Raw genomic sequence first — 21,326 nt, 5'->3', positions numbered from 1 at the left:
TAATTTAGGAATACTTATTCTTTAAATTGAAAATTTCACCAAACTGTCCATCCGCCGTCGACAACAAGTGTATGGCCTGTCACCATGTCTGATGCACCAGAGGATAAATACAAAATTGCGCCATAGAGATCCTCTGATTTAGCCAAACGTCCAAGCGGTATTCTACTTAACACTTCATTTTTGAACTTTTCATCTTTAAACATATTCTTAGTCATTGAAGTTTCAATGAAAGTAGGTGCTATAGCATTAACATTTATTTGGTAAGGCGCCCATTCAATAGCGAGCGCTTTCATCATTTGAGTGACACCACCCTTACTTGCACAATAAACTGAACGATTATAATACCCTACAAAGGCCATTTGAGATGTAATATTTACAATCTTTCCTGCCTTCTGTTTTTGCATATATCTACCAACTTCTTTTGTTATAAAGAATAAGCTTTTAACATTTAAGTCAGTGACCAAATCCCATTCTTGCTCAGTAATTTCTATAGCCGGTTTAGGAATGTTTGTTCCAGCATTATTGATTAATATATCAATTTTTCCGTACTCTTTGAAAACCTGCTTTACTATTGTCGAAGTAGATTCAATATCCATTAAGTCCGCCGGTATCGCTAAGACTCGGCGGCCTTTCGCTTCTATTTCTTCGGAAAGCATTTGAAGTTCTTCTTCATTGCGGGCTATAATAGCTAAATCCGCTCCTGCTTCAGCTAAAAGCAAAGCTATGTTCCGGCCGATTCCTTTACTTGCACCAGTAACTATCGCTACCTTGCCTGATAAATTAAAAATTTCTTGAATAGAAAGCAATTACTTTACCTCCTTACCACGTTGTGTTTTTCGCACAGATGTTGCCGATCTAACAATCAATTCTGGTTTTAATGTTATTTGGAAAGGTAGTTCATTATCATCGTTGTTAACAACATTTAGTAATTTTTTAAAGCCATTTTCGTCATATCCTGTTTGTTCTGTGAAATAGTAGTTAGATTAATATGAGGATTGGCGGCAATATCAATATTGTCAAAGCCTACAATAGAAAAATCCTCTGGAACTTTTAATCCCATTTCTGTTAACAAGTCAATCACTATCATCGCAATTTGGTCAGAAGCAGTATATAAACTTGTAGGCGGGTTTTTACCATTAAGGATTTTTTCTAAGAAATTCTTAATTTCTAAAGTACTGACATGTCCGTTATATACAATTTTCGAATCCCCGGTAATATTGTAGTTTGTAAGCGCTCTCTTATAATACGCAATTTCGATCGCTTATTTTAATTTAGGATTGGTAATATTAACTGTGCGTTCCAAGATATCCACTCCCTGTTGTTTTAGCCAATAAGGGATATCAATTAACACCCAATTTTCCTCGAGCTTATCCCCTTCTCGGCGATAGACATCAACAACTTGCATATCTGCACAAACGTCTCCTCCTGGTAATCCTAAGAATCCACCAATAGGTGTGTTCGTTAAGTTTGGCCAACCAAAAAAGCAGGCAAAGTTTCCTTCTGAAAAACGGCATACATGACCATTAAACTTTTTATCTTTCAGGTTGTTTCGGAAAGGGAGTTGATGCTGTTTTTGATAACTAGGGATGGTATAACTTGCACCGATGCCCCCTGGTCCATACCAAATCATATTTTCTGACCAAGTCCGTGCCAATAACTCCGGCGGACAATCCATTGAGCCTGTTTCATTAAGTTCAGACAGATCATTTACCATCTTATTTACTAGATCAAGCGTCTTTTGGCTTTTCTCTGCATCTGCATCTTCAAAAAGAAGCCCATCATGGTTTTTTGGTCCAGGGTATACAAAGTAATTTCCGGTATCTGGTGGTAGTGGATTAATACCCACTTGTTGCATGAATCCAATAATATCAACAAACAAACCAGTTTGAGAAATCTTCCCGTCTTCAATACAGTTAAATTCCGCATATCTTAAATTGATCATTTTTCCAGTCGCGCGAATCCCCAGCCAATCTGACTCGAAGTTCCCCATAAAATGCCCCATACTCATGACCCATTCTTCATCGTCGTTTTCGTTATTGCCTGCAATAAAAATATCCTGGCGCCTTTGCATTCTGATTAAACTCTTCTTTAACGGTTGCCAAAACTCTCTCGCCACATCTGTTTGGTTATTTATTTTACGGAAAGGATATACTCCTCTCCACAAATAATTGGCTGTTGTATATTTTGTTAGTATTTCTTCTACAGTATCGGAGGTAGCTTCTTCCAGTTCATTAAAATAATCTAATACGAGTTTCTTACTAGCGGAAAAGTTGCCCATTGCCCTCTCTCCTTCCTATCAATCAACAGCTCTCTAAATGAACTGTAAAACGACGAGCACCAGTGTCTGTATAGCAAAGAATCCTAAAAGAATATATGCATATTTATCAATTGTTCCTGGAAGAACCGAAACTCCATTTTCATCTGTTGTTCTGCCTTCAGCAATCAGCTTGTTTCTCTGACCTTTAAAGGTAAATTCATCGTAATTTACAGCATGCTTTTCATTAATGAGCATACTTGCTGCATATCCGATACTCGTAGTTAACAAAAATCCGACTGGATAGTTCCATAACCAGTTGACAATGCCTAATTTACCAAAGAAAATTGTGAGCGCGATTCCTAAGACAAAGCCAATAGCGACACCGATATCCCCTGCTTTTTTTGTGAACATCGCCAATACGAACATAGCAATCATAGCGCCTGAAAAATAAGACAAATAACTTCCTATAATCGCTAAAATTGAAGCAGTTGTGTCTCCAAATGCCATAAGTGTAAATCCAATAAGCAGAAGTCCGAATATGAACGTGAATACTTTGGAAACCTTCAGTGAAGCTTCCTTTCCTTTGGTAAAGTATTTTTCATATATATCTTTTACAAATACAGTTGTTACCGAGTTTAATACAGAGTCAATACTGGACATGGCTGCAGCAAATACAGCAGCGATAACAATTCCTAAAAAGCCTATCGGAATATTTTCAGCCAAGAAAGTGATCATCACATCATTAGCATTTTCGAATTGTTTACCATCATAGAAAATATATAATAGAACTCCAAGTATGATAAATAGGAAATAAATTGTATTCATTACAATACCACTGATGGCAATCGACTTTTTCACTTCACGGACGGATTTTGCTGCAATCATTCGTTGAGTTTGTGTTTGGTCCGTAGCGAAATATTTAAGCCATAAGAACGAACCTCCAATTAAAGCTGCCCAAAATCCGTTTTCCAATTGTAAGTCGAAAGAAAAGTCCAACGGTTTAAATTTCCCCGCATCTTTCGCAACATTGATTCCTTCAAAAAATCCAATATCTAATTTCATAATGACTATGATAAAAATCAAAAATAACCCGCCGAATAGAACCACCATTTGGATTGCATCCGTCCAAATAACCGCTTTCAAGCCGCCAAGCAATGTATATAGTATAGAAACCGCGACTACAATTGGTACGATAAGTATTAATGACCAACCTGTAAATGTCTGAATGATTAAAGAAGGGATAAATATAAACGAACCGATTTGGATAACATTAGAAACCAAAAATCCTAAAACGATCAATAACCTACTTTTACTGCCAAGCCGCATTTCTATATACTCATAGATAGATGTCACTTTCAAATTATAGTAAAACGGCAAAAACACCACTAATGTGACTACAAGGACTAAAGGGATACTGAAATTCAACATAAATGCGTTTAACCCATTAGTATAAGAATAGCCGGGACCGCCGATAAATCCATTCGCACTTAACGTCGTTGCTGCAATTGACAACGCAATGGGGATCGTCGCGACCGTTCTACCACCAATAAAGAAATCCTCTTGCGTTTTATTGCCTTTTCCTAATCTATAACCCATGTAGACGAGCACTAACATATAAACTACCACTATCATTATGTCAATTGGACCCATATATCAAACACCTTCTTTTTAGATTATTGTAAAATATAGTTCTTCATTCAGTCTCAACATACAAGTCCATCAACTTTCACTTTGTCCAACTAGATTCTTCAACCCTTCAAATATGACCGTATTCGTTACAACACCCACATATTTCGCACCCTTATCAAACGCATCATTTACACTAGTTAAATCTCCAGCCACTGTGCCTATTGTATAATTATTTTTTTGGGCGGTTTCATATAAGCGGGCGATTCTTTTTTGCACGTCGGGATGTTTTGCGCCTTCTTTTTTAAAGCCCATATTAACGGATAAATCCGTCGAACCGATGAACGCAATATCAATTCCTGCAACACTCATAATTTCTTCAAAGTTTTCAGTCGCCTCGACTGTTTCAATATGTGGAATCACTAATATTTCCTCGTTAGAAGAATCTATGAAAGCTTCTCCGTTGTCCATCCCATATCGGGCAGCACGATGCGAAAAGGCCACTCCTCTATTTCCAAAGGGAGGAAACTTGGCTTGAGCAATTACATTTTCTGCATCTTCTTTTGTATTGACCATCGGCACTTGAATTCCTTTTGCACCTCGATCTAATGCTTTTTGAATACTTGAAGGATCATAGGAGACACGAACGAGTGGAACTAAGCCTACATTCTCCGCAGTTCGGATCAAGTTCTCCAATTCTGTATAACTGAAAGCTGCGTGTTCATCGTCAATTACGATAAAATTAAACCCTGCATATCCAATCATTTCAACTAGATTCGGAGAATACATCCCGACAAACCCGCCTAGGACACGCTCTCCATTTTTAATCTGGTCTTTCAATGTATTCTTCATGATTTCGACTCCCCACATTGCACGTTTTATCTTAAACTTTACTTAACCATTCTCTTAACGCATTCGTCACTGCTTCGGGCTGCTCCATACTGCTTAGATGTCCACACTCTTTCACAATGATTATTCCAGAATTTGGTATATGATCATGCATTTCTTTATGTAAAGATACCGGACAAATCGTATCTTCTTTCCCTACTAAAATAAGTGTGGGACATGGAATGGACTGCAAGTAAGGAACATAATTGATTCGAGTAGCAACTGCATGTAATTGACGTAAGTAAGCATCCGGCCCTACCGCTTCCGCCATCTCAATAATCGCAGAAGTTAATTCTACATTTGTTAAATGATTTGGATGAACTAAATAAGGCAACAAATGATCTTTCGTGATTTCATTGAAACGACCTTCATTCACCAAATTTATGAAACCGTTCCAAGCCGTTCTCTGTTCAGGCTTCGGACCTGTTGGATTGGTATTCAGTAACGCCAGCCGATTCACCCGTTCAGGGGCTTGTTTGATAATCTCTAATGCCACCATTCCACCGAGTGATAATCCCGCTAGCGAAAATTTTGCCGGTGCTTTTGCCAACACTGTGTTCGCCATCTCTTTCAACGTATCGCCGCTTGTCACGTCTCCGATTGTAATGTCTGCAATGGCAGACAAGTGGTCTATCTGGTGTTCCCACTGCCTGGCATCGCATAACGTTCCGGGTAATAACACTAGATTATCTTTACTCATTTCTTATCGTTCGCCTGCTTTTAACTTTTCAGCCATTTTCTTCTCAAGTTCGCTAAAGTTGGCAGGCTTAATCATTTTACCGGTTTCGTCTGCATAAAATCCGTGCTCTTTTGCCTTTCTGGTCACTTCGGGTGCCCAGTAAGGATCTTTCCCTTGATATGCTTCATGCTCTTCGAGAATCGCGAATATCCACGCGTCTTCTTCACTAATATTTTCAAATCCTCTCCACAGTCCTGGTGGTAGAGAAATCATATCCCATTCTTCTATTATGGTTTCCCCTTCAATCTTATCTTCACTATTGCCCCAGTAAAAGCGCCATTTTCCTGTCAATGGAAGAAACGTCTCAATGTAATCATGGGTATGATACGCTGGTCCATTTCCTTTAGGTGCTTTAACCATTCCAATTTGAAACCCATGCTTTTCTGTGATTGCCGGAGTATACGCATCGTTTTCACTTGCTGTATCCCCAATAAGTGAATAATTTAACCGCTGATGTCCAGGGATGATGCTGTCAATAAACATTAACGGAATAGAATTTTTCCTTAATTCGTCAAAACGCACAATCCAATTTTTTTCCATTTCGTCATTTGTAACTACTTTTTTCACCTTTGGTTGATCTGTCATTTTTATGTCCCCTTTATAATTAATTTTATTTATACATTGCCTTTCAGCTTACAAGAGTTAGTTTTGAAGCATCACCCCTTTCAATTCATGATTTATTAAACTGTCATATAATTAAGCAAGGGCTTCTTCTTTCGCTTTTTTATTGGAATCATTTTCTATTTGCATATAAATCTGTTTCAGTACATCTAGACCATCAAATGTAAGCCATTCTTCTGTTACTTTTTCATCCTGTATCTGTAAATGCGAGATACCTAATATTTTTATCGGTTGCCCGCTAGGTGTACCGAAATACCCAATTCCTTCATGCAATCCTTGCAATCTCCATCTAACCGCAACGTCCCATGAACCTTCTTGATTCCTCTCATTACACGTCACGCGATCCACAAAGAAGGCAGCATTTGGAAATGACGCAAACAAACTAATCAACATGCCTTGAATTTGTTGCGAACCGGTTAAATCTGTACCACAGATGAAGTGAACGTTTGCATTCTCCGCATAAAAGTCATTCACGTAATTAAATAGTCTACGTTCCCAAATCTTGTTATACAATTCCAAAGTGAAATCACCAATTTCAAACGCGGTGGATTTTCTTATAAATTCCTCAGGCATAAATTGCCCCTTTCGAACCTCACTTATTCCGAAATGACTCTGCAATGCTGGACCTTTATGTGCAGATTGTTTTGCGAGGAGTTTCGCGACTTCAACCGGATTATATCCGAGTTGCTTCACAATGTAGAGATTGTCGCGTACCAGCCATTCCTCGACTATTCGATTGGAATGGACGAAGCAGTCGACAATCGTTCGAAACATGACTTTCTTTCCCGTTGCCGGTCCAAAGGATGAATCTCCCAAATTGGTCGTATTTGAAACAATCCGATGTGATGATAAAAACCCTTCCTTATCGTTTCCTGACCAAATTACATTTTCTCCGTATAGTTTACGATCAGGAAAGGCATGTAGTGTTTGAAGTGTTCCAGATACTACTTCATTCACACCTTGAATTGAATTCACGCCTGTATGCATCACCACATCGTTATGGTAAGTTTCATAAATGACGCCAATTCCTTTTTCCTCCCAAATTTTATGGGTAATCGACATAATATAGTCAATAATATCTCGATATTCTTTGGCAAATCCTTCCATGCTCTGAATCCTTTTTGTGCTTTTCGAAAACTCATTGTAGTCCATAAAACCTACTGGCTGGACTTCTGCAGAATCCCCATAAAAGACGTTGCTAGGTTTCGCACTTGTCACATGTTCTACTTCCTTTACAGTTCCCAACTTATTTTCGCTCATTGATTTCATCCTCTTTCCCTCGTTTTGAATGCGCATTCAAAACGATTAAATAGTAGCCCATTTACCCTTTTGTGGTTACTTTGTCATTTCCAAAGCATCTTTTAAAATATTCACTCCTGCGTTAGTCCCTAATCCATCCCAATCGCTTATTTGTTTGACTGCTTCATCGCTCAATTGATAAATTTTACCGACATGTATCAGGTTACACAAATGTAAGAACAATTCGCGTTCTAGTTCAGGAGTTCTTCTATAGCCAATTTCATCTTATCCTCATTTCTGTCTGCTATCACCACACATGTATCTAATTCGGCAATCCCAATCGTAATTTATTTTCCAATTCCTTCGCTATCGCTTTTAACAATGATTTTTTATTTTCAGATCAGGAAAGTGACTCACTTCACTCTCCCTTTCCTAGTCTATTTTCAACACCTTCATCGAACGCCTGTCGTTTTTCTTGAAAACACTTCAGCATCCAGCACAATTTGAACTGGTACTGTACTGACTTCCTTATTACTTTTTCTTTCCATAATGACAATCAGGTTTTCCAATGCCAACCTTGCCATCTTTTTCATCGGCTGCGCAACGGTTGATAATCCTATGTAACTATTTCCAGCAAGACTTATATTATCGAAACCGATTACTGATAATTGACTCGGAATCTCAATATTTTCACTGGAAGCCGCATCTAGTACAGCAAATGCCATTTGATCAGATGCAACAAATAAACAACTAGGACGCTCTGGCTGACGGAGCAACTTTTTCGTAAATGCATAGACTTTTTCATACAGAAATTCATCTGTATAGACAAAATTAGGGTTCAAAATCAAATTATAATTTGCAAGTGCTGACTTGAATCCGATATTGCGTAAATGAGTCGTTACATATTTTTCCGGCCCAGCAATATATCCGATATCACGATGTCCCAACTCATACAAGTGTTCAACCGCAAGCCGTGCACCTTGATAATTATTCACTGCAACGTAATTCGCTTTATCATGTTCAATAATGCTGTTGTATAAAATGACTGGGAAGTGTTGATCAAAGAGTTCTATGATTTTCTTATTGTCCTTATCAGCCCCGGCAATAATTATCCCATCAACACGCTTTCCTTTCAGACTGTCAATATATTGCACTAAACTTTCTTCATCATGATTTGTATTACATAAAATGACATTATAATCATTCTCTTGTGCAATCCGGGTAATCACTTTTGCAGATTCTGCAAAAAAGGCATTTGTGATATCTCCGACAATTAGCCCTATTGTTCTCGTTTCCCGGTTCGCTAAACTTCTCGCAATTTCATCCCTCGTGAATTCCAAATCTTCGATCGCCTGCAGGACTTTCTCTTTCGTTTCTTTTTTTATAAATTGATAATCATTCAGCACTCGGGAAACAGTTGACTGCGAGACACCCGCCTTTTTTGCAACATCATATGCATTAATAGATTTTTTCATGATTTTTTTCACTCACTTTCCTCCACCTTTTGGAAGCGCATTCATTTACTATAATAGGTTATTGAAAAGTAAATTCTTCCATTGTTACCTCAATAGCTTTTAGAATAACTAAGCAATTGAACTTTATTTTTTCAGCTAAAATAGTAGCTTCATTTATATGTAACAAGAAACTATGCTTATTTGATTGTTAGTGTATTCTGTATTTTATATGAATGCGCATTCAAAACAAAATATTTCTTAATCTTTACTAGCACCTAAAATCGTTTCTCTCATGAAGCCGCAAGAATTGCTTACAGTCCATGAAAATAAAGTTCCATCGATACAATAAATAATCAGCGAACTTCTAAAAGATTATAATAGTTTAAGTCATGACTCTTTAAACTCGTAAAAAGTAGAGAAACAGCCCATTTCACTCAATTGAATTCTGATTATCAGTTAACTTAACATACTGAATATTTAAATACAATAGTTTTTAAAAAGTTATTTTTCGAAATTTTTTAGCCCATCAACGGAATGGCCGTCTAGACTAATAAAATATTCAGAATTTTGATTTTTGATTTCCTTTTAAAAAGGAGATTTCTAGAAAATTTTCTGTGGCTATAACATGTGCCGTAGTGGAAGCCAAAAATTTGAACCCGATGATTCTTATAAAAACAGTAATACTTATATGTAAAGATACTTTATTACTTTTATCTGTTAAATCTACCCTCAATTCTATTTTTTAAAAATTTTATTATACCAAAAAAGTAGAATTTTAATGTAACTGAACTGCACTTATGTTACATTCAAAACCTAATCTTTGCCCCAAAATTTCCACTTACATTTTGCTGGGGCTGTTTTTAATTCGTCCAGATCGTTTTTTAGCTACTGAACGATGGCAAAAAGCTGTTCTTTCCATTTCTCGGCTCTTTTTTTCATCTAATTTTAAAGATATTTTAAAATAGAAATTCCCCCAGTAATCCATCCCTTAATATACTCTTTCAATGAGGAAGCAATCCAAGTTCGACTGTCATCTTCATGATTCCAAACATAAATGTCTTCACTTTGAATATGTCCATTCAAAACTGCATAACCAAATAAATCTCCGTTTCCAGCATTTGAAAAAAAAAAAGAGATGATCAAAAGGCATATAAAGATCTTTAAAATCTTCCCATCCTCTAAAATAGAGGTTTTCTTCGATAATTTATTGATTGACCAGATGAAAAGACAAATAAATTCATCATACACTCCATCTGTTTCACTCAATAAATCTTCTAACTCTTTTGGTAAGTCCACATTCAGCTTTTTCTTGATTAAACGTCCATCTTTACAGTATCAGGTTGTGTAGTCTAATAATCGCTTGATACATTTTCTATAAAGCTTTTCCAATTCATCATAAAATCCTTCTTCCAAATTTATTAAGACTACTGCATATAGCTGAACTGCATACCAATTGCATTCTAATTTAAGTCTTTGTTCCCAAAACTTCCATTCGAATCTTGTAGTGGTTTTTCATTTTTCAAATCATGGAACAAAATTCTTATATTCAATATACTCAGAACTCAAAATAACAGCTAGATAATTCTGGAAATAAAGCCGTTCGTAAAAGTACACTTACATGAACCAAAAAAGGAAGAGACTTTCTAGGAAGTCCCTTCCCTACCGATAATCCCGAATATGTAAACTTCTAGATATCCAATCAAAACAACTATATGAATACTTCCTACCAGATACCAAACCTTTTAATTACTCACCACTCAGAATACGTGAGCCATCCTGCTGGTTTTTTTCTTCCTGATTCTCAATCAATAATCCCGATAACCTATGCTAAGATAAAAGAGACATAGCTAAGGAAGGGATTGAATCTTTTGAAACAAGAACTAGTGGACAGATTTATTACATACGTGAAGGTCGATACTGAATCGAATGACAGCATCTCATCTACACCCTCTACTCCTGGTCAGCTCGTACTGGCAAATATGCTGGTAGATGAATTGATTGAACTCGGGATGGAGGATGTAACCATTAATGAGTTTGGCTACGTAATGGCAACATTACCTGCCAATCTAGAAAAAGACCTTCCTACTATTGGATTTATTGCTCATTTAGATACTTCAGAGGATTTCACAGGAAAGAATGTCCAGCCTCAGATTATTGAAAACTACAACGGAGAAGACATCCTGTTGAATTCAGCTTTAGGTATTGTTTTATCAACGAACGATTTTCCTGAATTGCCTAGCTATAAAGGGCATACACTAGTAACTACAGATGGCACGACCCTCTTAGGCGCTGATGATAAAGCAGGAATCGCAGAAATCATGACCGCGATGGCTTACTTGATTCAGCATCCTGAAATTAAACATGGACCCATTCGAGTTGCATTTACGCCAGATGAAGAGACCTCAAAAGGGCCACGTGAGTTTGACGTGGAGGCTTTTGGTGCTCAATTTGCTTATACCGTAGATGGAGGCCCACTTGGCGAATTAGAATGGGAAAGTTTTAATGCAGCGGGGGCGAAAATCACCATTCATGGGAGAAATGTTCATCCCGGCACAGCCAAAAATAAACTGATCAATTCAAGTAAAATCGCGATGGAGTTAGATCGCATGCTTCCTGTGGGAGAAGCTCCTGAAACAACGGATGGGTATGAGGGATTTTATCACTTGATCACTTTTGAAGGAAGTGTGGAACTTACCACGTTGGAGTACTTGATCAGAGATTTTGATCGAGATAAATTTACTGCGCGTAAAGATTTTCTCACGCAAAGCGTCAGAAAGCTGCAAGAAAAATACGGGGAGCATTGTCTCCAAATTGACATCACGGATGAATACTACAATATGAAAGAAAAAATAGCTCCTGTTTACGAAATAGTGGAGTTGGCCGAACAAGCCATGAAGAACTTGGACATCAAACCCGATATCAAAGCCATTCGCGGCGGAACGGATGGGTCTGTTCTTTCCTATATGGGGCTCCCGACTCCCAACATCTTCACCGGCGGGGAAAACTATCACAGCAAATACGAATATGCCTCCGTTAACAATATGGTAAAGGCTACCTGCGTGATTATCGAGATTGCACGGTTAGTTGCAGAGAAGAACAAATAACCTATTTTCCTCACAAAAATCTAACACCTATCTTTTCATCGTTAGTTTTTTGTTAAGCAGGAACAGAGAATTACGAACTGAACCCTTAATGTATGTTGCAGAAAAAGCAACCTCATATGGGGTTCAGTTATTTTCAGTGCTCTGTCTCTTCCGATAACCTCATGATATGTAAACTAAATATTAGAAAAGTCTTTTCTTTCTACCCCATTTACACAAGATATTTTACGCTCTCCAAATATACTTTTTCTCTAAAAGCAATAAATAGAAAAAGCAAGAAAGTTGGTTGAAACTTAACTTTTCTTGCTCTTTCTATTATGTAATTTTTAGTGTAATCAGGACACATAAACTAGATTAAGAACGGATAAAACAACATTACTTTATTTCAGAGATTTTTGTACAAATAGTAATGCGTGAAACCTTTCGGAAAATCTTTCAATTCTCCAAAAACCTTAAATCCTAATTTCTTATAAAAATCAGGCGCTTGGAAGCTGAAGGTTTCCAGTCTCATCAACCGGCATTGTTGACCGCGTGCATACGCTTCAGCCGTCTCCAGTAATTCCTGACCTTTTCCCATACCACGCAGGGAATCATCCACCCACAGGAGATCCACGAAAAAGCATTCCCAGTCTGTATGGCCGACGAGCCCTCCAAGGATATCACCTTGTTCATCCTTCAACACAAAGCTCATTTTCTCTTCTTCGGTATACGCGACTTTCGATTTGTTGTGCCTGACCAAATTGTATCGGATAAATCCGGCTTCCTCTTCATCATATCCGACGTGCATGCGGATGTTCGTCATTATCACCACTCCTTGTTTACTCCATTAAAACATCTTTAGCTTAACGCTATGGTGGTCAAACACGTTGGCTCACCACTGAATGTAGAGAATTGAAGTTCTCCGATTTTATCGTCTGCTTCGATTTCAACCGTATAGGTTTGATCCCGCGGTAGCCACAAATCGATGAATCCATTCGCTGGTGTTGTCATCAGCTTGTCTACATGGACTTCTCCTTGTTCATCCGTCACGGTGATTTTCATTTCTTTTTCCGCTAGCTCCCCTTGGCATCCCGTTAAGCTATGGATTTCGCATGGATGCGTATACGTTTCATACGGGGCAATCGAGACAAAGAACTCTTCTTCCGGCAATGGATAAATCGTTGTTTTTTCCTCGTCTTCCACCTTCAGTTCTCGATCGTCAATCGAAGCTGCACTGACTTCATCACTTCCGCTCAAATCAGCTACCAACTCTTTTACTTCTGTTTCATTCAACGTGGAGTCGTCTGTACATCCGGCTAAAAAGCCCAATAAAGCCACCATCAATACTATGAATGGCACTCTCATATAATCTCTCCTCTCTTCCCTACTATATCAAAGCCCTAGCCTGCCTGAGGGACCGAATTCGTACGACTTTATGAACCTACTTTTTCACCTATGTTTCCATAAAAAAGAAGAAGCGCAGCACCAACTTCATTTAAAGCTCCTTCTCTTGATGAGTCTTAAAATGTAAAATATACACTTCACGATTCCGTCTCTAAAACCTTATAGAATTGTCTTTTGAATGTATCATTTGTTTTATTGAGTTTAATTTCGCTTCGTCTTCTGATTAAGTCAATGAAATGAAGAAACTGAATGTAACTTAATTAGGATTAAGTTACATTCAGATTCATGCTCTTTACTTCAAATAAAAAAGTTATCGAGACAAGGACTTTCCCCTGTAGCTTTTTTAAAATAAATGAGAATGAGTTCTTAGAAAGAATTATACATTCATTTTTCTTGCACTTTTTTATAAGAAATTGTGAAAACAATGATAGCTAGTGCAAAGAAAAAAACGCCAATAGCTGTAGGTATATATAAAAATCCATTCATCATGCTTTCAGATGTTGTCCATGATCCGGCACCCGAAGGTCTCGAAATAAATATGGCCGCTGCTTCCCCGTTTATACCTAGTATTAAAGCTAAGACACCTAAACAAAAGAAAACTACAACCAACTTATATGAATTCGAAAAGCTATTTTTCACGTAAATCCTCCTTTTTACTTGTCCTCAATAACTTTCCGAATCACTCAACTGTCCGCATATTGCCTGCAGATTCAATAAAAAGCCGGACTCTTTTTCGAATGCGGCTTTGAATTAGTGAATTTAGATAAATTATCTTCTGTATTCGAATTTTTTTATAAGGTGATCGATTCTGAGCGCAATGTAAATGAGCACCATTGCCGCAATAGCCTCCCAAATCCCCCCGAAAAAGAACCCGATGGCTGCACCGAAAGCAATGTAAATGACCAGCGTTTTTTCCATCCCAATAACCCCCTCTATTTCTAAAAATTAGTATAACTTAAAAATCGATGAGGTTATTTTTTTTTTTTTTTAAGCCCTTGTGAATTGTGCATTTGAATGTAACTTACTTGCTATTAAGTTACATTCAATAAAAGTTTATTTAAAGTCGTACTCCGGAATTTCACTTTTTACAACCATCTTTATGAAATCATTATAGGGGTGTTCCAAAACTCTCTTTTTTACTTCGGTTTTTAGGATTCTAAAGTTTTCTCTATCTGAAAGTTCTTCAGATAGACTCATCTGTTGAATAAATTGCTTTGTGTATTTGACTATATCGGCATATTCTCTATTCGCCTTATCAATTAGAAATATAAAGTTTTTTTGCTTCTTTGTTTTAAGATCCAGATAAATCACAGCATATCCTACAACCTCTTTTAATCTCCCATCCCAATATTCATCAAAATCATCCGAATCATTTACCCCGATAATAAAAAAGAATTCAATGTTTTCGTCCCTATATAATCGAGAAAAAGAATAATTTTCAAATTCAGCCACTTGTTATTACCCCTTTTAAATTCATTAAAGTGCTTGGTAAACAAACTGAATGTAACTTAATTCACATTAAGTTACATTCGGAACAAGGTAAAACTGAAGTTTAAAGAAAAAGACTACTAATGGTTATTTTTTTTTGATTTTTTTGACTTGATTACAACAGCTACAATAAAAGTAATTACACTGATCCAAAAAACTGAATATATAATATCAAACATTGTTCTTAACATCTCCTTTTACCAGATATTATTTTAAGATAGGCATTTGTTTAAAGACATTATAAAACTAGTGAATGTAACTTAACTGCACTTAAGTTACATTCACTTTCCTAGTTTAGCGTCTTCCACTTAACCGAGAAACTGTCTCTGGCGGACTGCTGATAATTTCAGGTATATATAAACTCGTACATACTAAAAAGGCAACTCAAAATCCTTGCATAGTATCACTCTCGATTTCTAAATCTCTAGTAAGCTCGTACGGGCTTATTATTTTCCTTCGTATTCAACGGTTTCTTTTATATACTCAACATCACTTTCATCAGTTTTATAAAAATCAATCTGATTCCAACTCTCACCTGCTCGTTTCCCAATAATCGCACCATCATCGACAAACCATACTTTTGAATCAATTAAACCGACAGAAGCATTTGGATTATTTAACTCAATATACATATCTGGATTTTCCAAGTCTATATTTGGATTCTCAATCTCCTTGGCGTTCAAGTAAATCATGATGAAATTATCGATAGTAGTTGAATTTTCTACATCAGTAAAAACTTTTTCGTAAATTACTTTGCTTGAATTCTCAACGTCCTCATAACCAATTTTTATTTCTTTCATAATTTCTGCCTTACTTATATTTCCTACGAAAAAGCCTCCCAAAAATATAAGTCCTACAATTACCAAGCTAATAATTAATTTTACTATTTTACTCACATATATCTCTCCCTCATATTATTATTAGAAAATTTAATCCAAAACTATTAGTTAGCTTAACTATACCAATTTCATCCATTTTAAACTATGTAAAAATCAAAACTTTCAGTTATTTATACTTATATTTCACTCCGTCAAACCGTTCGTAAAAGTACACTTTTACGAACGCTTTGAAAAGGGCTGAAAATGGGCAAAAAGGGCGTTCGTAAACGTGTCAAATGACTTTACGAACGTTCGCGAAATTGCTTATACTTTTACGAACGCTTTTCAGGTATAATGAGAGGAAACAATCGTTTATAGAGGTGAATTATGGAACATCGCAAATTTGGCTACATAAGAGTCAGCAGCAAAGATCAAAATGAAGCCCGCCAATTAGAAGCCATGAGAAAAATTGGAATCAACGAACGGGATATTTATCTGGACAAACAAAGTGGGAAAAACTTCGAGCGTGCGAACTATCAGTTACTCAAACGGGTTATCCGGAAAGGTGACATTTTGTACATCCACTCGCTGGATCGGTTTGGCCGGAACAAAGAAGAGATTCTCCAGGAATGGAATGACCTCACGAAAAATATTGAAGCGGATATTGTGGTGCTGGATATGCCGTTACTCGATACGACACAGTACAAAGACAGCATGGGAACATTCATTGCGGATTTGGTGTTGCAGATTCTTTCGTGGATGGCTGAAGAAGAACGGGAACGCATCCGGAAACGGCAGCGTGAAGGAATTGATCTGGCGTTACAGAATGGCATTCAGTTTGGCAGAACCCCCGTTCTTGTTTCAGAGGAATTTGAAGAGGTTTATAGAAAATGGAAAGCAAAAGAATTAACTGCAGTGGAAGCCATGCGTGAAGCCGGGGTTAAGAAGACAAGTTTTTATAAATTAGTAAGAGCGTACGAAGAGGAATTAAAAACGTATATATAATAGAAGGAGCTCAATAAGAAAAGCCTTTGCTAAATACAAGCAAAGGCTTTTCTTGCTATGAAGTCATTGACCTTTTCAATTGATCAATCGTTAAATCTTGCGGAATTCGGATTTTTTCACTCCATTTTTTTATAGATTGAAAAACGAATTTTTGCTCTAATATGTTTTTAGAAGGCTTATCCTGCTGTTTTCGATAACCCGGATAGGTACCTAAATCTGAAAGCATATGACAGTTAACATAGCTTTCTCCTTTGCCACAACGACACATCCCTAAAGGATTTATAAATTCTGGGTAAGCACTGGATGGCAATGGTTTGCCCTCAAGCCCAATCCATTCTCCTTTTGCGATAAACTTCCTTGTTTCAACCCACACTTGATGTCTGAATAACCAAATAGAGATTTTACAAAAAGCTTGCAGCATTCTTTCATATGCGTCATTTCCTAAACTAGCTGGATCATCGATATAACAAAAAGAATCCGGAAGAAAGAAGTTTTCTCCGTTTACCCTGTTAGTGATATAACCTGGATTTAAATGAGGATGATCAGGATATAATTGATAATTAATTTGTGGTTCAAGTGCTATCGCAACCGGTTGTCCTCCATAAATATTCGTTGCTCCCGGATAAACAGCTACAATGAACTTTTGATCTTCAAGATTTCCAATTACATTCTTAACTAATTGAGGAATGTTATGATTTGTTCTTGTACAATCTTCAGAATGTAAAGCTTGTCCCCAAGAGACATCGATAACATTATCCTTAATAATGTCGGCAACTACTAATTCCAACTCATCTAAAGGCGGCAAGGGACTGATTTCTAAAAGAAACCATCCCACGTGCTTACTCCCTCTTAGTGGATTTTGGAACCATTTAGCCGGAAATACATTTTCTAAACGGTCTATAACCCTTTGCTCCATTTACTTTACCAGAGCATGAGAAGTTCCAGGCTTGGTAGGAATCCGGGGTTTACCTTCCCCTTGGTGCCCTTTTTGGTCTTTTCCATTTTCAGGTTTTGGATCCTGATGTCCTTTTTGCTTACCGTTATTTTTTTCCATGATTCTAATCATCCTTTTCATTTTGTCTTTTAATCTAATCTGAACATTCCTTTTAAGTTCAGAAAGATATGTAGCATTTCTATCTAAATTTAAAACCAGGAACGTAAGTTCCAGGTTCTCAGAAGATAGAAAGTAGTTTAATATACAGTATTATAAGTTTTTGTGAGCCGTTGAGATGTTGCAGCATTTCAACGGCTTATTTTTCTTACTTCCAACTCTATTTTACGTTCTAGTTTGTTCAATTCTTTTTTCATATCTCTTTCAAGCTTTCTTTGAGCTTGCTTCATTTGGCTTTTAATCCTCGCCTTACTAATGGCCATTCTTTTTTCCTCCTTTCTTTTGATAATTCTTCCTTTTACACACCTCCTTCATACCAACAATTTTATCATTATTCAGAAATAAACACAACATGTGGTATCAATATAAAATTTAAAACTACATATAGATTTTTGTCCACTAATAAAATCAAGCAAGTTAAATATTAAAATTACTTTGTTTCTAATATCGCGTTATCAATGCTTATTATCTTGATGCTTCTTTAGAGTTTTTGCAGCTGTGCTTTTTTGATTTTTAGTCGAAGACTTACTTTGAAGTACTTTTCCTGCTTTGCCAACCTTACCACCTGAATGTTTTGTCATTTAGTTTCCTCCTAAGATTTTATAGTAGTAAATTTTTGTTTTTTATTCAGCACTCTATCTGTTCTTCTTCCGAGGCGCTCTTTTCTAGAATTTGATTTAGGCACTGAAGATGTATCAAAATGGTTGCCCTGATTATTAAAGTATTTTTTATAGTAGTAAGTTAGAGCTTTATCAATTATTTTTTTTTGAAATTCATAATTGTTATAAGTATTTGTTTTAGATAATGACATTTCATATGAAATAGTAGTGAGTTCAATTTTTAACCTCTGAAACCTTGCCTGATTGCGTGAAAAAGGTGAAAACTCCTTTATAAAGTATTTAATGTTGGCAACGTTCATATTTAAAAGAACTATGATTATAAGAGAAACTCCCACTATGGCAGCCCCAGTATTAAAATCGTTTATTGATCTAAAAAGTCGTGTACTTGCCGCTGACCAAACCGGAATAAATAAAACTAAGGTTATCCCTGTAATAAGAGGCGAATAATTTTTAACTTGATTTTCCGCCTTTTCAATTATTACATTTTTTAAATCATTGGTTAGTTCTTTATCAACAACCCCGTTTGATATTAAAAATTCTTTTAATAAAGCTAATCTAAATCCTATCCATTCTTTTGTTGAAAATGGCGCAAACACATTCTTCCTAATCGATATTCCGTATTTTTCTTTTAAAACAACTTTTACTGGTGTACTTATTAGAAAGAATATGGAGACATGCAATAAACCAAATCCTAAAGGAATTAAAATTACAATCAATAGCCAATCACTAAGAGAAATTAAGTAAACAAAAACAGCAAACAAGAGAATGCTAGTTATAGCGAATAGTATGAGGGATTTTATCATGTACCTAAACACTAAATCCCAACTACTCAACCCCTTTTTATAAAAATGAAGAAGATTTTCAATAATCATCTAATTTGATCCCACCTATATATAAGTTAATATATTGCCTCTTAATTAAGCTGAAAATATTTTACTTAACTGTCTATCCTTCTTTTCTAACTCCTTTAAAAGCCCGACCAGTTTGGGTATCGCCTTTGACCCAGTTTCCATTAGGAGACTTGAATTGGCTACGACTGTCTACTGCTCCTTTTCTAAATCCCTTACCTGTATTTTTGGCCATTACACTCACCTCCTATTCTGTCGCCTTGTAAAATATTTCATGAAAATATGACAGGAGGTTTTCTTCCTAAAGAAAAATTCCATTTATTAATCAACGTTACTTTCTTACCTTCTAAAATGATTTCAATTAAAAAATTGAAATCAAAATTAGTTTATATCGTATTCAATTTAAAAATTGAATACGATGATTTAAAATAAGGAGGCGATCTCCTTAAAATAAACTGGAATAGATGTATTGCCGACCGCCTTCTTGGAGCTGCTCTTCTTGTCGGCTTATTAACCGGTACTCATACAATTTTGTAAGATGCGTCGCAATCAGCGTGTGTTTTTTATTTAAGGTTGCAGCTAAATCACTTGCTGACACTTGTTTCTGTGCATAAATAAGTTTTAATAACTCAATTTGGGCTGCACCGGCTTTGCTGCCGATAATTTCGTAAGATTCTCCATTGAATGAAAGAACGGATACCTTCTCTTTATTGCACGTTATTTGGATGTTATATAAGTGATCATACTCCTCACTTAAATTCTTTAACACCAAATACTTATCATGCAATTTGAAGTTCTCATATAGCCACTGGAGAGGTTTTACAACAATTTCGTGAATACCTGACCCATTTACCTCTCTCACTTCGGTAAAGTCGTAGTAAAATGTCGTACCTTTTGGCGCTTCTTCCATTATTTCAATTATTCTTTCCTTGAGAGGAACAGTCGGCCTTCTACCTACTAAATCAATAAACTCTTCATCTTTTTGCATTAAGCTGATAAGACGCATAGTATCCACCATTCATCTTAATTTATTTGGTTTCAATAAAATAATTGAAACCTATATTTATAATAATATATCATTTCGTTGAAGTCAAGATTATTCAAGGCATCTCAATAACAATATAAAAGTAAGTTCCAAAATAGTAATCCCCTGTTTCAATTTTTTGTATTTGGTTAGGAAAAACTTGATAGGCACTATCATGAGTTCTTACATAAAATTGTGAAATACGGGACCAATCGAATGTTCTTTGTTGAACTTCCATTAACCCTCTCCCTCTATCTTCGTGTTCAACTCCACTTGCTTCTGTAAAAATTGCTTTTTCAACCACTTCATGTATGGAAGTGAAAGAGACAAAATCTTTCAGTGATTCTATTATTCCTTTTCCATAATCACATATTGCAATTTCTACTTTCTTTTGTTGAGGATAGTATTGAACACAAGGAAAACAGGGAGATTCCCCGTGTTCTATCGCGTTATTTGCCAATTCCCCGATAATACTGGCTATATCCGAAACTCGATTGGGAGAAATTCGCCCTCTCATAATATCGCGGATTGATTTTTGGAGTGGACCTACTTCTTTGTAATCCTTAACTCGTTTTAATTCCGACAACCCATTCGTCTGATCATTGCGATGCCTCTTATAGTATTTAGTCATATCGCATGAATTTTCAAAGGCAACTCGAACTTCCGGAGGACATATTTTAAAGAAATCCATTCTTTCCATATAACCAATTACTTTATCAGAATGTTCATTTTCAGGTATTAACGTCCTGACATCGTATTGCAAGGTGAGCTTATGTAATGTAGCTGCCAAAGTACTAATGCCGGCTGGTGAAATCCACTTTAAATGCCTTAAATCTACCTTTAATTTTTGGTTATTCTGCATTTTAGCGGCCAGTGCAGCACAGTTATTTAACCATACATGAATATCTTCTATACTTTTTAACTTACTAGGAGAAAGCAGTTTCACTTAGCATGTCCACCTTTTTTAAATAGCTAGTTTCAATTATTATAACCTTTTTATTGGAAGAAGCGAATGTGCTTAAACTCGTCAAAATAGTTGAAAGATATCAGTAATAATTTTTAAAAAATTCCCCTTCTAAACAGTCTATTCTTCGGAATTCAGTT

Annotated in this window: 26 protein-coding genes; 2 read left to right on the top strand and 24 right to left on the bottom strand. The window is 36.3% G+C overall.

What is annotated here, in order from left to right; genetic code table 11:
• Positions 1–35 precede the first annotated feature (35 nt).
• The 10 genes from Q0785_RS12375 to Q0785_RS12335 form a co-directional block, all read right to left on the bottom strand.
• Positions 36–806, bottom strand: a complete 771-nt coding sequence (locus tag Q0785_RS12375) for a glucose 1-dehydrogenase (protein WP_298830159.1) — start codon at positions 804–806, stop codon at positions 36–38.
• Positions 807–922: 116 nt separating this feature from the next.
• Complete coding sequence (locus tag Q0785_RS20395; RefSeq protein WP_366522839.1) at positions 923–1,252, bottom strand: substrate-binding domain-containing protein; 330 nt, start codon at positions 1,250–1,252, stop codon at positions 923–925.
• A gap of 9 nt (positions 1,253–1,261) precedes the next feature.
• Positions 1,262–2,278: an ester cyclase gene (locus Q0785_RS12370; RefSeq protein ID WP_298830157.1), complete on the bottom strand. Its 1,017-nt coding sequence runs from the start codon at positions 2,276–2,278 to the stop codon at positions 1,262–1,264.
• A gap of 33 nt (positions 2,279–2,311) precedes the next feature.
• Positions 2,312–3,907 (bottom strand): sodium/solute symporter, encoded by a 1,596-nt coding sequence (locus Q0785_RS12365; protein ID WP_298830155.1) that lies wholly within the window; start codon positions 3,905–3,907, stop codon positions 2,312–2,314.
• 69 nt (positions 3,908–3,976) lie between these two features.
• Positions 3,977–4,735: an aldolase/citrate lyase family protein gene (locus Q0785_RS12360; protein ID WP_298830153.1), complete on the bottom strand. Its 759-nt coding sequence runs from the start codon at positions 4,733–4,735 to the stop codon at positions 3,977–3,979.
• A gap of 31 nt (positions 4,736–4,766) precedes the next feature.
• Positions 4,767–5,471: an alpha/beta hydrolase gene (locus Q0785_RS12355; protein WP_298830151.1), complete on the bottom strand. Its 705-nt coding sequence runs from the start codon at positions 5,469–5,471 to the stop codon at positions 4,767–4,769.
• 3 nt (positions 5,472–5,474) lie between these two features.
• Positions 5,475–6,095, bottom strand: coding sequence for a cupin domain-containing protein (locus Q0785_RS12350; RefSeq protein ID WP_298830149.1), 621 nt, complete (start codon positions 6,093–6,095; stop codon positions 5,475–5,477).
• Positions 6,096–6,206: 111 nt separating this feature from the next.
• Positions 6,207–7,400, bottom strand: a complete 1,194-nt coding sequence (locus tag Q0785_RS12345) for an ester cyclase (protein ID WP_298830148.1) — start codon at positions 7,398–7,400, stop codon at positions 6,207–6,209.
• Between the two features lie 422 nt (positions 7,401–7,822).
• On the bottom strand, positions 7,823–8,857 hold the full coding sequence (locus Q0785_RS12340) for a LacI family DNA-binding transcriptional regulator (RefSeq protein ID WP_298830147.1): 1,035 nt from the start codon (positions 8,855–8,857) through the stop codon (positions 7,823–7,825).
• A 912-nt stretch (positions 8,858–9,769) separates the two neighbouring features.
• Positions 9,770–10,120, bottom strand: a complete 351-nt coding sequence (locus Q0785_RS12335) for an SMI1/KNR4 family protein (protein WP_298830146.1) — start codon at positions 10,118–10,120, stop codon at positions 9,770–9,772.
• 572 nt (positions 10,121–10,692) lie between these two features.
• On the opposite strand from Q0785_RS12335, the gene pepT reads away from it, so the two are divergent.
• Positions 10,693–11,928 carry a peptidase T gene (gene pepT, locus Q0785_RS12330; protein WP_298830145.1) on the top strand — a complete coding sequence of 412 codons (1,236 nt, stop codon included), beginning with the start codon at positions 10,693–10,695 and terminating at the stop codon, positions 11,926–11,928.
• Positions 11,929–12,310: 382 nt separating this feature from the next.
• Here pepT and Q0785_RS12325 read toward each other — a convergent pair whose 3' ends face one another.
• The 6 genes from Q0785_RS12325 to Q0785_RS12300 all read right to left on the bottom strand — a co-directional run bounded on the left by Q0785_RS12325 (position 12,311) and on the right by Q0785_RS12300 (position 15,692).
• Positions 12,311–12,727 carry a GNAT family N-acetyltransferase gene (locus Q0785_RS12325; RefSeq protein WP_211656294.1) on the bottom strand — a complete coding sequence of 139 codons (417 nt, stop codon included), beginning with the start codon at positions 12,725–12,727 and terminating at the stop codon, positions 12,311–12,313.
• A 35-nt stretch (positions 12,728–12,762) separates the two neighbouring features.
• Positions 12,763–13,269, bottom strand: a complete 507-nt coding sequence (locus tag Q0785_RS12320) for a CueP family metal-binding protein (protein ID WP_298830144.1) — start codon at positions 13,267–13,269, stop codon at positions 12,763–12,765.
• Between the two features lie 423 nt (positions 13,270–13,692).
• Positions 13,693–13,947, bottom strand: a complete 255-nt coding sequence (locus Q0785_RS12315) for a hypothetical protein (protein ID WP_298830143.1) — start codon at positions 13,945–13,947, stop codon at positions 13,693–13,695.
• A 129-nt stretch (positions 13,948–14,076) separates the two neighbouring features.
• The gene (locus tag Q0785_RS12310) at positions 14,077–14,226 is read right to left on the bottom strand and encodes a hypothetical protein (protein WP_191715259.1); all 150 of its coding nucleotides are present in this window, start codon (positions 14,224–14,226) and stop codon (positions 14,077–14,079) included.
• A gap of 135 nt (positions 14,227–14,361) precedes the next feature.
• Positions 14,362–14,760: a hypothetical protein gene (locus Q0785_RS12305; RefSeq protein WP_298830142.1), complete on the bottom strand. Its 399-nt coding sequence runs from the start codon at positions 14,758–14,760 to the stop codon at positions 14,362–14,364.
• Positions 14,761–15,242: 482 nt separating this feature from the next.
• Positions 15,243–15,692: a hypothetical protein gene (locus tag Q0785_RS12300; RefSeq protein ID WP_298830141.1), complete on the bottom strand. Its 450-nt coding sequence runs from the start codon at positions 15,690–15,692 to the stop codon at positions 15,243–15,245.
• Positions 15,693–16,001: 309 nt separating this feature from the next.
• Here Q0785_RS12300 and Q0785_RS12295 point away from each other — a divergent pair, with 309 nt between their 5' ends.
• Positions 16,002–16,619, top strand: coding sequence for a recombinase family protein (locus Q0785_RS12295; protein ID WP_298830140.1), 618 nt, complete (start codon positions 16,002–16,004; stop codon positions 16,617–16,619).
• A 55-nt stretch (positions 16,620–16,674) separates the two neighbouring features.
• Here Q0785_RS12295 and Q0785_RS12290 read toward each other — a convergent pair whose 3' ends face one another.
• The 8 genes from Q0785_RS12290 to Q0785_RS12255 all read right to left on the bottom strand — a co-directional run bounded on the left by Q0785_RS12290 (position 16,675) and on the right by Q0785_RS12255 (position 21,168).
• On the bottom strand, positions 16,675–17,454 hold the full coding sequence (locus tag Q0785_RS12290; protein WP_298830139.1) for a hypothetical protein: 780 nt from the start codon (positions 17,452–17,454) through the stop codon (positions 16,675–16,677).
• 81 nt (positions 17,455–17,535) lie between these two features.
• On the bottom strand, positions 17,536–17,673 hold the full coding sequence (locus tag Q0785_RS12285) for a hypothetical protein (RefSeq protein ID WP_298830138.1): 138 nt from the start codon (positions 17,671–17,673) through the stop codon (positions 17,536–17,538).
• 188 nt (positions 17,674–17,861) lie between these two features.
• Positions 17,862–17,993, bottom strand: a complete 132-nt coding sequence (locus Q0785_RS12280; RefSeq protein WP_298830137.1) for a hypothetical protein — start codon at positions 17,991–17,993, stop codon at positions 17,862–17,864.
• A 192-nt stretch (positions 17,994–18,185) separates the two neighbouring features.
• Positions 18,186–18,311: a hypothetical protein gene (locus Q0785_RS12275; protein WP_298830136.1), complete on the bottom strand. Its 126-nt coding sequence runs from the start codon at positions 18,309–18,311 to the stop codon at positions 18,186–18,188.
• A gap of 11 nt (positions 18,312–18,322) precedes the next feature.
• Entirely contained in the window at positions 18,323–19,222 is a 900-nt protein-coding gene (locus tag Q0785_RS12270; RefSeq protein ID WP_298830134.1) for a hypothetical protein, read from the bottom strand.
• Positions 19,223–19,295: 73 nt separating this feature from the next.
• Entirely contained in the window at positions 19,296–19,433 is a 138-nt protein-coding gene (locus Q0785_RS12265) for a hypothetical protein (RefSeq protein WP_298830133.1), read from the bottom strand.
• A 210-nt stretch (positions 19,434–19,643) separates the two neighbouring features.
• Positions 19,644–20,204 (bottom strand): hypothetical protein, encoded by a 561-nt coding sequence (locus tag Q0785_RS12260; protein ID WP_298830131.1) that lies wholly within the window; start codon positions 20,202–20,204, stop codon positions 19,644–19,646.
• A gap of 94 nt (positions 20,205–20,298) precedes the next feature.
• The gene (locus Q0785_RS12255; protein ID WP_298830129.1) at positions 20,299–21,168 is read right to left on the bottom strand and encodes an ATP-binding protein; all 870 of its coding nucleotides are present in this window, start codon (positions 21,166–21,168) and stop codon (positions 20,299–20,301) included.
• Positions 21,169–21,326: the final 158 nt, after the last annotated feature.

Source organism: uncultured Planococcus sp. (assembly GCF_947501725.1).
In the GTDB taxonomy this organism is placed as follows: domain Bacteria; phylum Bacillota; class Bacilli; order Bacillales_A; family Planococcaceae; genus Planococcus; species Planococcus donghaensis_C.
The sequence above is the reverse complement of the archived record's forward strand: the minus strand, read 5'-3'. Positions and strand labels throughout refer to the sequence as shown.